The organism is Brevundimonas intermedia (assembly GCF_004614235.1).
In the GTDB taxonomy this organism is placed as follows: domain Bacteria; phylum Pseudomonadota; class Alphaproteobacteria; order Caulobacterales; family Caulobacteraceae; genus Brevundimonas; species Brevundimonas intermedia_A.
This window is the reverse complement of sequence record NZ_SPVH01000002.1, coordinates 400942-414125: the sequence shown is the minus strand read 5'-3', so window position 1 is coordinate 414125 and position 13184 is coordinate 400942. Positions and strand designations below refer to the sequence as shown.

15 protein-coding genes and 1 tRNA gene are annotated in these 13184 nt (G+C 66.8%); 9 read left to right on the top strand and 7 right to left on the bottom strand.

What is annotated here, in order from left to right:
* From EGY25_RS03815 to EGY25_RS03805, 3 genes are all read right to left on the bottom strand, one after another.
* Complete coding sequence (locus EGY25_RS03815) at positions 1-1164, bottom strand: efflux RND transporter periplasmic adaptor subunit (RefSeq protein ID WP_135193720.1); 1164 nt, start codon at positions 1162-1164, stop codon at positions 1-3.
* A 105-nt stretch (positions 1165-1269) separates the two neighbouring features.
* Positions 1270-1611: a hypothetical protein gene (locus tag EGY25_RS03810; RefSeq protein ID WP_135193719.1), complete on the bottom strand. Its 342-nt coding sequence runs from the start codon at positions 1609-1611 to the stop codon at positions 1270-1272.
* Between the two features lie 382 nt (positions 1612-1993).
* The gene (locus tag EGY25_RS03805) at positions 1994-2683 is read right to left on the bottom strand and encodes a DNA polymerase III subunit epsilon (protein ID WP_245159332.1); all 690 of its coding nucleotides are present in this window, start codon (positions 2681-2683) and stop codon (positions 1994-1996) included.
* Between the two features lie 255 nt (positions 2684-2938).
* On the opposite strand from EGY25_RS03805, the gene EGY25_RS03800 reads away from it, so the two are divergent.
* Positions 2939-3610 carry a DUF1345 domain-containing protein gene (locus tag EGY25_RS03800; RefSeq protein WP_245159331.1) on the top strand — a complete coding sequence of 224 codons (672 nt, stop codon included), beginning with the start codon at positions 2939-2941 and terminating at the stop codon, positions 3608-3610.
* A 19-nt stretch (positions 3611-3629) separates the two neighbouring features.
* Here EGY25_RS03800 and EGY25_RS03795 read toward each other — a convergent pair whose 3' ends face one another.
* Positions 3630-3881, bottom strand: a complete 252-nt coding sequence (locus EGY25_RS03795; protein WP_167762467.1) for a DUF2171 domain-containing protein — start codon at positions 3879-3881, stop codon at positions 3630-3632.
* 190 nt (positions 3882-4071) lie between these two features.
* Between EGY25_RS03795 and rsgA the strand changes: the two genes are divergently transcribed.
* A complete protein-coding gene (gene rsgA / locus EGY25_RS03790; protein ID WP_135193717.1) occupies positions 4072-5145 on the top strand; it encodes a ribosome small subunit-dependent GTPase A in 1074 nt (357 codons plus the stop codon).
* 107 nt (positions 5146-5252) lie between these two features.
* Positions 5253-5576: a hypothetical protein gene (locus EGY25_RS03785; RefSeq protein ID WP_135193716.1), complete on the top strand. Its 324-nt coding sequence runs from the start codon at positions 5253-5255 to the stop codon at positions 5574-5576.
* A gap of 166 nt (positions 5577-5742) precedes the next feature.
* Here the strand turns inward: EGY25_RS03785 and EGY25_RS03780 are convergent.
* Both EGY25_RS03780 and EGY25_RS03775 read right to left on the bottom strand, forming a co-directional pair.
* Positions 5743-5818 (bottom strand) — tRNA-Ala (locus EGY25_RS03780).
* Positions 5819-6150: 332 nt separating this feature from the next.
* Positions 6151-6606, bottom strand: coding sequence for a TIGR02300 family protein (locus tag EGY25_RS03775; protein ID WP_135193715.1), 456 nt, complete (start codon positions 6604-6606; stop codon positions 6151-6153).
* A gap of 125 nt (positions 6607-6731) precedes the next feature.
* Between EGY25_RS03775 and aroA the strand changes: the two genes are divergently transcribed.
* The 6 genes from aroA to mscL all read left to right on the top strand — a co-directional run bounded on the left by aroA (position 6732) and on the right by mscL (position 12025).
* A complete protein-coding gene (gene aroA / locus EGY25_RS03770) occupies positions 6732-8039 on the top strand; it encodes a 3-phosphoshikimate 1-carboxyvinyltransferase (RefSeq protein ID WP_135193714.1) in 1308 nt (435 codons plus the stop codon).
* A complete protein-coding gene (locus tag EGY25_RS03765) occupies positions 8039-8305 on the top strand; it encodes a hypothetical protein (protein ID WP_135193713.1) in 267 nt (88 codons plus the stop codon). Before aroA ends, EGY25_RS03765 begins: the two co-directional genes overlap by 1 nt.
* Positions 8306-8429: 124 nt before the next feature.
* Positions 8430-9074: a (d)CMP kinase gene (gene cmk, locus EGY25_RS03760; RefSeq protein ID WP_135193712.1), complete on the top strand. Its 645-nt coding sequence runs from the start codon at positions 8430-8432 to the stop codon at positions 9072-9074.
* A gap of 195 nt (positions 9075-9269) precedes the next feature.
* Complete coding sequence (gene rpsA, locus EGY25_RS03755; protein WP_135193711.1) at positions 9270-10973, top strand: 30S ribosomal protein S1; 1704 nt, start codon at positions 9270-9272, stop codon at positions 10971-10973.
* A 297-nt stretch (positions 10974-11270) separates the two neighbouring features.
* Positions 11271-11561 (top strand): integration host factor subunit beta, encoded by a 291-nt coding sequence (locus EGY25_RS03750; protein ID WP_135193710.1) that lies wholly within the window; start codon positions 11271-11273, stop codon positions 11559-11561.
* 41 nt (positions 11562-11602) lie between these two features.
* Complete coding sequence (gene mscL / locus EGY25_RS03745; RefSeq protein ID WP_135193709.1) at positions 11603-12025, top strand: large-conductance mechanosensitive channel protein MscL; 423 nt, start codon at positions 11603-11605, stop codon at positions 12023-12025.
* Here the strand turns inward: mscL and EGY25_RS03740 are convergent, their stop codons facing one another.
* Positions 12026-13177, bottom strand: coding sequence for an N-acetyltransferase (locus EGY25_RS03740; RefSeq protein WP_135193708.1), 1152 nt, complete (start codon positions 13175-13177; stop codon positions 12026-12028).
* Positions 13178-13184: the final 7 nt, after the last annotated feature.

Genomic DNA, 13184 nt, shown 5'->3' with positions numbered 1-13184 from the left:
TCAGTGTCCGTGCTCGGCTTCGCCCTTGGCCAGTTCGGCCTTGAGCAGGAAGGCGCCGGCGCCGGCGATGCGTTCGGATCCGGTCAGACCCGACACGATCTCGATCCGACCGTCGGAGGTTCGCCCGGTCACGACCGGCCGCGCGCGGAACCCGCCGCCCTCCTGCACGAAGACGGACGGCGCCCCCTCTATGGTCTGCACCGCGTCCAGCGGCACGACGGGTGTTCCTGTCCCGACGCCAGCCGAGACGCGGGCCGAGACGACGGACCCCGCCGGGGGCGTCTCACCGGACGGCCGCGCGCGAACGGTGACGACGCCGTTTGCATTGGCCGGGGCGATGGCGATGACGACGCCCGACACGACCCGCGATCCGGCGACCGTGCTTTCCAGCGTGTCGCCGACTTTCAGGACCGAGGCGGCTGAGGGTGGGGCCTCGAACATCAGTTCGACGCGACCGGGATCGGCGACGGCGGCGACCTGTAGCGCCTCCTCATGCAACACCTGACCCGGTGCGGCGCTCAGGCGGGTGACGACGCCGGCGATGGGGCTGCGCACCACCGTCAGCCCGTCCGAGCCGGGCGCGCCGAAGGCGCCGACGCGGGCGCGGGCGGCGCGATGCTGGGCCTCGGCGCGGCGCGTCTCGGCGGCGGTGACGTCCAGCCGCGCTTGCGAAACCCAGCCCTGTTCGAACAGGGTGCGGTCGCGACGTTCGGCGGCCCGGGCCGCCTCGACCGTCGCCCCGGCCGCGTCCGCGTCGGCGCGGGAAGCGGCGCCGTCCGGGCTGCGTACAGTGATCAGCGGCGAGCCGGCCGCCACGCGATCGCCCAGGCCGACATGAACCCGCACCACTGAACCGCCCAGCGGGGCGTCGACGGCGGCTTCCGCGCCGGGCGCAAAGGCGACGCGACCCGGCAGCTTCAGTTCGGCCCCGCCGCCACGCTGGACGGCGATGACGGACACCCCGGCCCGCGCCGCCGCCTGGGGCGTCAGTGCGACGAAGGCCTCTTCGCCAGCCTCTTCGGCGTGACCCGCCTCGGCATGTTCGGCCTCGGCCTGCCCAGCCTCGGTGGGGGGACGGTCCAGAATGCGGGCGGCGCCGAAGCCCACGCCCAGGGCGATGACGACGGCGGCGCCGGTCATCAGCCAGTGTTTCTTCAAGGTCATGATCGATCCTCGCCCGGCGCACGGCCGGGCCCAGAGTTCAGGACGCGCGGCGTCTCCGCCACGCGCAGGGCTCAGGAAGGGCCAGACGCCAGGTCCGACCGAGGATCAGGTCCTGGGAGGCCGCTCGGGACCTTCAGGCCGCCCGAGCGGCGAGGCGATGCTGTCGCTCCACGCCCTGGGCTGGCCGAAAACCGCGACGAAACGCGGCGTCGCCATGTCGTTGGACACGGCCGAATGCGGCGCATGGCAACAGCCGTTGACGCAGGCCGGGCCGCAGTCAGGGCACTGGGTATCCTCGCCGACCCCCGCATCCACGATCTCGACGCTGGTGGGCGCCTCCGTCTCGCAGGCATGGGTTTCGAAGGCGGGCATGGCGAAGACCAGCGTCAGCAACAGGGTGCTGACGAAACCAAATCGACGGACCATTTCCCGCAGATGCTTGGGCATTAGGGGGCTCTTAGCACCCATCGTCAGCGAAGTCTTCGCGTCAAACGCTGCCGGTTGACCCTACCGCGGTATGATGAGGGCGGCACGTTAGGGGTATGGGCGTGCTCCGCCGGGCAGTCCGTAAATCCGTTTCGAGGGGCGACTGTCTGGCTTCGCTTGTATCCAACGAGCGCTCGCGACATGGCGTTCGACGGATCGTTTTCTTACCCATGGGCAGATGGGCTTTCGATCATACGTTGGTATGAGGCTCATTGGCCCGAAGCGTCTGCAAGCGCACCTGCCAAGACGAGTGGAACAGATCGCCCGCGTACCGCTGCGGATGAGCCGTCGCAGGCCTGCGGTCAGCCGTAGCCAGCGCCCAGCGCAGACTTGCGCCTTGTCGCTAGAGCAGTTGGCCCTGGTCAGGCTTCCTCGTGATCTTGTCCGCCAGCACGCCGCGCCGACGCAATTCGGTCGCGGCGGTGAAGGCGATGTCGAGGTCGCGGCCTGACATCAGCGTCTGAAGCCGGTCCACGTCCAGCGCGCTCCATGCCTTGCCGCGTTCAGGGCCGGCGGGAACGCGGGGCAGAAGCCCCGGCTCTCGGCTCCACGCCAACAACTGATCGACCGTCGTCAGGTTCAGCATGTCGCGCAGGTGATGCGCGGTGACATAGGCGTCGGGCAGAGCACGGTGCGCAGGCAGGCCCAGCTCGTGGACCAAGCCCTCGGGACGGCGCAGATAGCGCAGCATCTGGTTGGAGAACCGAGGCAGGGCAGGCCAAAGCCGCAGCGCGCATTTCCAGGTGCAGATCCAGTCTGCGCCCCCAGACAGGGTCTGAGTGCAGTATCGCTGCTCAAAGCTTGCGCGATGGGCGGCTAAGGCGATCACCCCTGCGTCAGGACGAAGGATCGGCGGAGCGACCGTCTTCCAATAGCCCGCGCCCTGGACCCAGGCCTCCTGGATGTGATGGATGGCCATGGTGTCCGGCGAAATCGGGCGGCCCGGATCGACGAACCGGGCGCCGCGCGCCTGATCCAGTCGCCAGACGCCGGACGCGTCCCTCACCACATCCTGCCAGCCGATCTCGCACACGTCCTGAGGGCCATTGCCGGCGGTTTCCAGGTCGATGACGCGAATGCGCGGTGGCAGGCCGGCATCGGGATGGGAGGCGGCGTCGATGTCGGTCAGGGCGTCCTCTGTGTATGGGCTCGCCGCGAATGGCGGCTGAAGCCGGATAACGCGTCCCGTCTGGGATTTGGTCCCTTTGCGCGACCTCTGAACAAATCATCGCTGAGCAGAAGGGTTTGTAGCGCGTCTGATGCGCGTTCGCTGGACCTGGGTCGTGGAATGGGCGATCTCGAAGCCATGGGATCTGTCGCGCGCCTTTTCCGTCTGCATTTCTCCCTGTGGCTGGGGCTGCTGGTGCTGGTGACGGTGGCCGCGCTGACGCCGTCTGGCTTCGGCTGGCCGCTCAGGCTGGCGGCGGGCTGGGACGCGGGCGTCGCGGCCTTTCTGATCGTCACCTTCTACCACATCTTTCGGGCACGCTCTCAGGACGCGATCCGACGCCGCGCGGCCGAGCTGGATCAGGCGGGGGCTCTGGTCTTGCCGCTCAGCATGGCGGCGGCCGTCGCCAGTGTAGTGGTGCTGATTCTGGCCATGGTGGCGAGCGGTGGAAAGCCGACGGTGGGGCAGGCGGTGTTCTCGGTCTGCACGGTGGGCCTGTCGTGGCTGTATGTGCACATCATCTTCGCCCTGCACTACGCCCACGGCTTCTACGCCCCGCGCGATCACGGCAAGGGCGATCAGGGCGGCCTGATTTTCCCCGGCGAGGACGACCCCGACTACTGGGATTTCCTGCATTTCAGCCTGATCATCGGCGTGGCGAACCAGACGGCCGACATCCAGATTTCCAGTCGCAAGCTGCGCGGCCTGGCGACCCTGCATAGCCTGGTGGCCTGGTTCTTCAACGCCGTCATCTTGGCGCTGACGGTCAATCTGGCGGCGACGTTGTTGTAAGGCGTCGCCGCCGTCTGGATCAGAGATCGACGGGCCGGCCGCACTCTTCTTCCTCTAGGGTGACTGCGACGTCGGCGTTGGCCGACAGGCGCACCTTGTCGCCCTCGACGCCGGCGACGAAGCCGTTCTCGATATAGTGGTGGTGGTCTGCGTGGGCGCCGGTGTTCTCGCGGCGGGTCAGCTTGATCCGGTCGCTCTCGACCCGGTCCACGACGCCGACGTGAACGCCGTCGGCCCCGATGACCTCCATGCCTTCCTTGATCTCACTCATCGCCGTCTCTCCTCGTTGAAAATAACAACAGGACAGGAGCCCGTCGGACAGGATTCCGTTCCCGTTGCGGTTGGACGGTCCGTCGTTTGCATTTTACAGGCGGCAGGGACGGGCATTGGGTGCATTATCGCGCCGCAAGACCGGCTCAGCGCACCGGCTGAGGATTGCAGGCGACAGGGATGCCGTTGACTTGATCGAACAGTATGGATGGTCCGACGCCTGGGCCACGGCGTTTGAGGCTCAGGCCCAGGCCGGTCAAGCGCCTGGCCGTGTCGTTCTCCAGCACCGCAACGGCTATGTGGTCGCCACGGACGAGGGCGAACTGCAGGCCAAGGCGTCCGGCCGCCTGCGTCACGAGGCCCAGGAGGTCGGCCATCCCGCTGTCGGCGACTGGGTCGCGCTGTCGCTGAACCTGCAGGACCGCACCGCCACCATCCATGCCGTCCTGCCCCGCCGCACGGCCTTCGTGCGCAGGGCGGCCGACAGCGTGCGGCGAGTGCAGATCCTGGCCGCCAATATCGACGTAGCCTTCGTCGTCACCTCGATGAATGCGGATCTGAACCCGCGCCGGATACAGCGGTTTCTGGCCGCCGCGTGGGAGAGCGGGGCGCGGCCTGTGCTCGTTCTGACGAAGTCGGATCTCAGCGCCGATCCGCAAGCCGAGGCCGCTCAGGTCGCCGCGCTGGAGACGGGGTGTCCGGTCCTGATGGTCTCGGCCCGCGAAGGCGTCGGTCTGGAGGCGTTGCGCCTTCAGGTGAAGCCGGGCGAGACCTGCGTGCTGATTGGCTCGTCCGGCGTCGGCAAATCCACCCTGGTCAACGCCTTCCTGAACGAAGACCGGATGGCGACCCGGGCGATCCGCGCGTCCGACGACCAGGGGCGTCACACCACCAGCCACCGTCAACTGATCCCCCTGCCGGGCGGGGGGCTGATCATCGACACGCCAGGGATTCGCGAAGTGGGCCTGATCGACGCCGAAGAGGGCGTGGGGGCGGTGTTCGACGACATCGAGCGCCTGATGCAGGCGTGCCGCTTCACCAACTGCAGCCATACGAACGAGCCGGGCTGCGCCGTGCAGGCGGGCCTGGCGGACGGGACGCTGGAGGCCTCGCGGTGGACGCACTTCCAGAAGCTGACGCTGGAACTGTCGGAGGCGGGGGACAAGGCGGAGCGGGTCGCCAAGGCCGCCGAACGACGCCGGCTGGGCGGGCTTCAGAAGGTCTATCGCGCCACGAAGCGCAACGACCGGGGCGGCGCGGATTGATCAGGGCTTTCCCGTTCGCTTTTTCGACCTGTTCGACCTCTAAGAATTTAGGCCTGTCGCGCCGTCAAACAGGCTAGGTGAGCGACTTAGACTCAAGAAAGAACATCATGTCCGCATTCACCATCGTCACCACCAGCGCCGTCCAGGGCAGCGAGGCCGCAGAGGTCAACACGCTGACGGACGACTTTTCCGACGCCAGCGAGGCCGTCGGCTATGCGCGCCGCATGGCCGACGAGATGATCGACATGGCCGCTCAGCTGCTGCTGGATTTCGATTACAGCAATGTCGGCGTCTATGAAGGCGACCTGCTGGACGAGGACGTCACCCCGGACCACCCCGCCCTGATCGGCGTGTGGGTGCTGGACGAAGAAGGCTCGGCTTTCGTGCCCGCCGAAGAGTTCCGGCAAGGGTCGACCGAAGTCGAGAACTGATCGGCGATGATCGCGGCGGGAGGCTCGGATCGAGCCGCCTGCCGCGTCTGCCATCGGACGAATCGCGAGCGCATTCGTCGCGCGCTGAATAGCGTCTGCGCTGCATCAATAATGTGTGGGAAGGTGGCCGTCCCTCCAAACACCTTGCGGTGTTTGGAGGTGACGATGGTGGAGCTTAGCGGAGTCGAACCGCTGACCTCTTGCATGCCATGCAAGCGCTCTACCAACTGAGCTAAAGCCCCGGACCTGTCGGTCTGGATCGCCCGGTTCATCTTGCGATGGCCCCCGGCGAGGCGGCGGAAACTATGTCAGGGCTTTTCTACGATCAAGCCCGTTTCGAGATTTATTTTCACCGCGTTCCCGGAGGTGAAAATGCGCAGATTTTTCAAACCGAAGTAGCTGGAAAAGGCTGCTGTCCCGCCGCGCTTCCCTAACGGGAAATGCGGCGGGTGCAACAAGAATCTGAGCCTGATCGCAAGAAGCCCAGGGGAAGCCGGGCCTCAAGTAGCGCGACGCGCGATAGGCCCACCAAACAAGCCCTCAAGTCGCGCGACGCGCGATAGGCCCAAGAAGTTTAGTCGTCGTCGCGCGAGGGCTTGGCGATCTCGTCGTCGATCGAGTCATCGTCGTCGTCTTCGATGAACGGCACGGAATCGTCATCGTCGTCGGCCAGATCGTCGTCGCCGTCGGTCGCGCCCATGCCGGCTTCTTCCGAAGCATCGGCGGGAACGTCCTCGTCCTCGTCGTCCGGCGTCAGGATGGGCTCGTGGCCTTCCTCGTCGATCTCGGGCGTCTTGACGTCTTCTTCCTCGTCCTCGTCGCCGTCGACCTTCTTGTCCTTGACCTGGTCTTCAGCCTCGTCGTCGGCTGGATAGCCGGGGCGAGCGCGGCGGCTGCGCAGCTTCAGCGCTTCTTCCGGATCGAATTCCGTCGCGCATTTGGGGCAGTGGGCGGGTCTACGGTTCAGGTCGTAGAATTTCGCCTGGCAGTTGGGGCAGACCTGCTTGGCGCCCAGTTCTGGATTGGCCACGTGAGGACACTTTCAACGGGTTGAATTCGGGGCGGTCCCTTGCCACCCCTTGGACCCGCTGTCAAAAGCCATCTTTCGCGCCGCCCGCGCGGCCGTTTCGACAATACAGCCTGAAGCGGGTGAATATGCCTTCCCAACTGACCGCACATCGTTCGTCCGTCCTGACCGGAAAGGTCCGCGCGCCCGGCGATAAATCCATGTCGCACCGGTCGATGATCCTGGGCGGAATGGCGTCGGGCGTGACCGAGGTCGAGGGCCTGCTGGAAGGCGACGACGTTCTGGCCACCGCGCGCGCTGTCGAAGCCTTCGGCGCCAAGGTCGAGCGGACGGGCGACGGCAAGTGGCGGATCGAGGGCGCGGGCGGCTTCACGACGCCAGTGTCGGTGATCGACTGCGGCAACGCCGGGACCGGGGTTCGCCTACTGATGGGGGCGGCGGCCGGCTATCCGCTGACGGCGACCTTCGACGGCGACGGATCTCTGAGAAAGCGGCCGATGAAGCGTGTGACCGGACCGCTGGCCGACATGGGCGCGGCGTTCGATTGGCAGGCGGCCGAGGATCGTTTGCCGGTGGCCCTGACAGGCGGGACGCTGAAGGCCATCGACTATGTGCAGACGGTGGCCTCGGCCCAGGTGAAGTCGGCCATCCTGCTGGCCGGGCTGAACGCCGAGGGCGTCACCTCGGTGGTCGAGCCGGAAAAGAGCCGGGATCACACCGAGCGGATGCTGCGCGCCTTCGGCGCCGAGGTCGGCGTGGAGGAGATGGGCGAGGGCTGGAAGGTCACGCTGAAAGGCGGTCAGCCGCTAACCGGGACCTTCGTCGCCGTGCCGGGCGATCCGTCCTCGGCGGCCTTCCCCCTGGCTGCGGGGCTGATCGTGCCGGGGTCGGAGGTCACGGTCGAGGGGGTGATGCTGAACAGCCTGCGCACCGGCCTGTTCGACACCTGGATCGAGATGGGCGCCGATCTGACCATCACCAACCGGCGCGAGGCCGGCGGCGAGGATGTCGGCGACATCACCGCCCGGCATTCGACGCTAAAGGGCGTGGTGGTGCCTGAGGCGCGCGCCGCCTCGATGATCGACGAATATCCGATCCTGGCCGCGACGGCGGCCTTTGCCGACGGCGTCACGGTCATGCGCGGCGTGGGCGAAATGCGGGTCAAGGAAAGCGACCGGATCTCGCTGATGGTCGAGGGCCTGCGCGCCTGCGGCGTCCAGGTCGAGGAGGAGCCGGAGGGCTTCATCGTCACGGGTGGAGGGGTTCGCGGCGGCGCAACCGTCCACACCGCCCACGACCACCGCATCGCCATGAGCCACCTGATCCTGGGCCTGGCCGCCGAACAGCCGGTCTCGGTCGACGAACCCGGCATGATCGCCACCAGCTTCCCCGGCTTCGTCGAGATGATGAACGGGCTGGGCGGGCGGATCGACTGATGCCGACGCGCGACGTCTTCTATCGCGGCGTCGCGGTCCTCGGACTTCTGACCTGTCTGGGCGGGGCCGGCTGGACGGCCTGGACCGTGTGGCAGGGGATGATGACCGGCAGCGTCAGGGGCAAGCACGGCGCCGTCCATCTGAGGGCGGAGGGCGATTTCTTCTTTTATTCGACAGTGACGCTGAACGGCGTCGCCTGTCTGGTGTGGTTGGGCCTGGCGGCGTTCGCGGTCGTGGTTCTGGCGCGTTGGAACGACTGGACCTGAGCCGGTTGGCGGGTTTCCACTGAAGGTCTGCGGCTGGATTGGTTCGGCGATCCTCGCTATCAGGTTCGCCCTCCCGTGCGTTCGGGATCAAGATTGAAAAGCGCCACGCGCTGCGGAGACCTGCTTGACCCTGATCATCGCCGTCGACGGACCGGCCGCCTCTGGAAAGGGGACCATCGCCGCGCGCCTGGCCCAGACCTATGGACTGCCGCATCTGGACACGGGGCTGCTGTATCGGGCGGTGGGCGTGAAGGTGCTGGAGGACGGCGACTCGCTGGATGACGAGGCGGCTGCAACAGAAGCGGCACGCGGGCTTGATGCGTCCGGTCTGTCGGACGATTCGCGCCTGACCACGGGCGAGGCGGGCGAGGCGGCCAGCCGGGTCGCCAGCTTTGCCGGCGTGCGCGCGGCCTTGCTAGAATTGCAGCAGGCGTTCGCGGCTCAGGCAGGCGGCGCGGTGCTGGACGGGCGCGACATCGGTACGGTGATCGCGCCGGGCGCCCAGGCCAAGCTGTTCGTCACCGCGACGCCGCAGGTCCGTGCGACCCGCCGCTGGAAGCAGCTGACGGCGCGCGGCATCGAGATCTCGTTCGAGGACATGTTGGCCGATATCCAGCGCCGCGACGAGCGCGACGCCGGGCGCGGTTCAGCCCCCATGGTCCAGGCCGACGACGCGGTCTTGCTGGATACGACCGATATGGGTATAGAGGCGGCCTTCGATGCGGCCCGCCGTATCGTCGAGGCGGCGCGCGCGAAATACGGTCTCTGACTCTTCTTCGCAAATCCAACGCTCCCATCCTCGGCTTCCGCGGGCGTTTTGATCGTTCTGAACGGCCTCGCATCCTGACGACCTGCCTATCTTTTCCTCTCGCCTCGGCGCAGCGCCTTGCTGTGTCAGGGGCGTCCACCTCGCGCGGGGCCGTTCGGTCGCGCGCCACAGCCCTACCGGAAACACCAGAGCTTCATGTCTGATACTCTCAATCCCACACGCGACGACTTCTCGGCGCTGCTCGACGAACAGCTTCAGGGTCGCGACTTCGGCGAAGGCCAGGTCGTTCACGGTCGCGTCGTCGGCATCGAAAAAGATATCGTCATCATCGACGTCGGTCTGAAGACCGAAGGCCGCATCGCCATGCGCGAGTTCGGCCAAGGCGACGACGGCGCCCTGCCCAAGGTCGGCGACAATGTCGAGGTTTACCTGGAGCGCGTCGAGAACGCCCTGGGCGAAGCCGTCATCAGCCGCGACAAGGCGCGCCGCGAAGAAGCCTGGACCCGTCTGGAAGTCGTGTTCGCCGAAGGTCAGCCGGTCAACGGCGCCATCGTCGGTCGCGTCAAGGGCGGCTTCACCGTCGACCTGGGTGGCGCTTCGGCCTTCCTGCCCGGTTCGCAAGTCGACATCCGTCCGGTTCGCGACGTCGGTCCGCTGATGGGCAAGGAACAGCCCTTCGCCATCCTGAAAATGGACCGTCCGCGCGGCAACATCGTCGTGTCGCGTCGCGCCATCCTGGAAGAAGCCCGCGCCGAACAGCGCACGGAACTGGTCGGTCAGCTGGCCGAGGGTGAAGTCCGCGAAGGCGTCGTCAAGAACATCACCGACTACGGTGCGTTCGTCGACCTAGGCGGCATCGACGGCCTGCTGCACGTCACCGACATGTCGTGGAAGCGCGTCTCGCACCCGTCGCAGGTTCTCGCCGTCGGCGACACCGTCAAGGTCCAGATCGTCAAGATCAACCCGGACACCCAGCGTATCTCGCTGGGCATGAAGCAACTGCAGTCGGACCCCTGGGACGGCGTGGAAGCCAAGTACCCGGTCGGCGCCAAGTATACGGGCCGCATCACCAACATCACCGATTACGGCGCCTTCGTGGAGCTGGAAGCCGGTGTCGAGGGCCTGGTCCACGTCTCGGAAATGTCCTGGACCAAGAAGAACGTCCACCCCGGCAAGATCGTCTCGACCTCGCAGGAAGTCGACGTCGTGGTTCTGGATGTCGACGCCTCCAAGCGCCGCATCTCGCTGGGCCTGAAACAGGCTCAGGACAATCCGTGGGACGCCTTCGTCGCCAACAACCCGATCGGCTCGACCGTCGAGGGCGAAGTCAAGAACGCCACCGAGTTCGGCCTGTTCATCGGCCTGGACAACGACATCGACGGCATGGTCCACCTGTCCGACCTCGACTGGTCGGTCTCGGGTGAAGAAGCCATCCAGCGCTATCGCAAGGGCGAGATGGTCAAGGCCAAGGTCTTGGACGTCGACGTCGAGAAGGAACGCGTCTCGCTGGGCATCAAGCAGCTCGGCGGCGATCCGATCGGCGAGGGCGACACCTATCGCCGCGGCCAGCAGATCACCGTCACCGTCTCGTCGATCGAGTCGGGCGGCATCGAGGTCAAGTTCGGTGAAGACGACGCGCCGGTGACGGCCTTCGTCCGCAAGTCGGACCTGTCGCGCGACCGCAACGAGCAACGTCCGGAACGCTTCGCCGTCGGCGATCGCATCGACGCCATGATCACCGCCGTCGACAAGGCCTCGCGCCGCGTCTCGGTGTCGATCAAGGCGCTGGAAATGAAGGACGAACAGGAAGCCATCGAACAGTTCGGCTCGTCCGACTCCGGTGCTTCGCTGGGCGACATCCTGGGCGCCGCGCTGAAGAACGCCGGCACCAAGGACTAAACGCTCAAGCTGCAGAGCGCCGTGCGCTCTGCGGTAGCGTAAAAAAGCCCCGCTCAAGCAGCGGAGCGCCGCGCGCTCTGCGTTAGCGGGAAAAAGAATGAAGGGCGGCGGGAGCGATCCCGCCGCCTTTTTCTCTGTCTGGGACAGCATTGTGTTCGCTGGCGGACACAATTCCTGCGAATGACGCGCATCATTGGCGGATAAGGGCTTTTTCGAGAGCCGGTCGAAGGTTAGGGTGCGGCTTCTGGATCGACGGCGGGCGAGACGGCCTGTCAAAACGCGCTGGCAGGGGCATCGATGATCAAGTCCGAACTGATCGAAAAGCTGGCGATGGAAAACACCCACCTGACCCACGCGGAGGTGGAGCGGTTGGTCAACGTCATCCTGGGCACCATGACCACGGCCCTGTCCGAGGGCGGCCGTGTCGAGTTGCGCGGTTTCGGCGCCCTGTCGGTTCGCTCGCGACCGGCGCGGGCGGGACGCAATCCCCGCACCGGCGAGGCCGTCGAGGTGCCCGCCAAGGCCGTGCCCTTCTTCAAGAGTGGCAAGGAACTGCGCGAGCGGCTGAACGCTTCCGGCGACGCGTGATCCTGCGCCTCGCCTTCTGACGACCATCCAAGGAAAGCCCCATGAGCCTGCTGTCTGAATTTCGTGAGTTCGCGGTCAAGGGCAATGTCGTCGATCTGGCGGTCGGCGTCATCATCGGCGCGGCGTTCAACGGCATCGTCAAGAGCCTGGTCGATCAGGTCGTGATGCCGCCGATCGGCCTGGTGACCGGCGGCATCGACTTTTCAGAGCTGGAATGGGTCCTGCGGGCCGAAAATCCGGCGACCGAGGCGATCGAGAAGGTGGCGATCCAGTACGGCGCCTTCCTGAACACGGTGATCCAGTTCCTGATCGTGGCCTGGGTGGTCTTCATGGTGGTCAAGGGGATCAACGCCCTTCGTCGTCAGCAGGCGGCCCAGCCCGATCCGGCGCCTGCCGCGCCGACGGCGACGGAATCCCTGCTGATCGAAATCCGCGACGAGCTGAAGGCCCGCCCCAAGGTCTGATCAGGCCTTGGAAACGCGGCCACGCGCGGTTGCGTGCGCTGCGGACGGCCGGCTGCGGCGCACCGGCGCTGGCGGAGTGCGCGAACAGATGCCGTAGTCGCCGTCGAACGGGGTCGGCGCCCAGGCTTCCGCCAGCGCCGGATCGTCGATGATGGCGTGGCAATGGCCCCAGCCGCCTTCACGCCGCGCCGTCGTCGCCAGGTCGCCCAGGGCCGTCAGCATCTGCGGCGTCACCATCTGCAACCGCACCTTGGCGGCGCCCATGTCTCGCGCATTGTCGATCAGGGTCTGCGTCAGCAGTGCGATCGCATCCTGCGCCGTCTCCAACGCGACCAGGTCGATGATGTCCAAGCAGGGCGGCTCGATCAGGCTGGTCTTGGTCATCTGCGCCATGGCGGTCGCGACGATCCGGTCCTCGCGCACGCAGGCCAGCAGCAGCGGCTTCAGCGTCAGGTCGGGGTCCGCTATGCGCCAGCGCAGGGTTGCCGGGCCGCGATCCGCCAGCAGCCGATCCTCGGACGACAACGTCCGCCAGAAGTCGGCATAGGGCGATCCATCCGACAGGTCGCGCAACTCGGTCACTTGCGGCGGCAGGGACGGGGCCGTCTGTCGAAACACCCGCCCATTCATCAACTGTTCGCCCAGCCGGGCGGCCGTCTGCGCCGAGGTGCGACCCAGAAGGCTCCGCAGTATCCGACCCTTGGCGCAGGCCAGCCGGTCCGTCACCCACGACAGCTTCAGCCCATGGGTTTCGGTCGGCCAGGGTTTGAGGCCGAACAGACCGTAGAGCGGGGCCGAACGCGCATTGGCGTTGAAGGTATAGCGGGCGAACAGGCCGGGCTGTTTGAGGAAGGTGCGGATCAGCGCGCGGCTGGCGCCCTTGCGGCTGGGCGGCACGATGATCGAAAAGCCGGTCGCCGCATAGAGACGACGCGACCCGTGCCGGAACCGCTGGACGAAGTTGCCCACCATGGCCACGGCCTCGTCCCGGTCGTCGACGACCACCCAGCCCGCCGGGGCCGCGATGTCCTGGCGCGCGGGATTGGCCTCCAACCAGCGCCAGCCGGCCGGCGACCGCTCTGGCCAGCCCACGTCGCGGTGCAGCCGGTTCAGGGCCTCATGGTCGGATCCGACGATCGGTCGCACGGACATCGAGCGC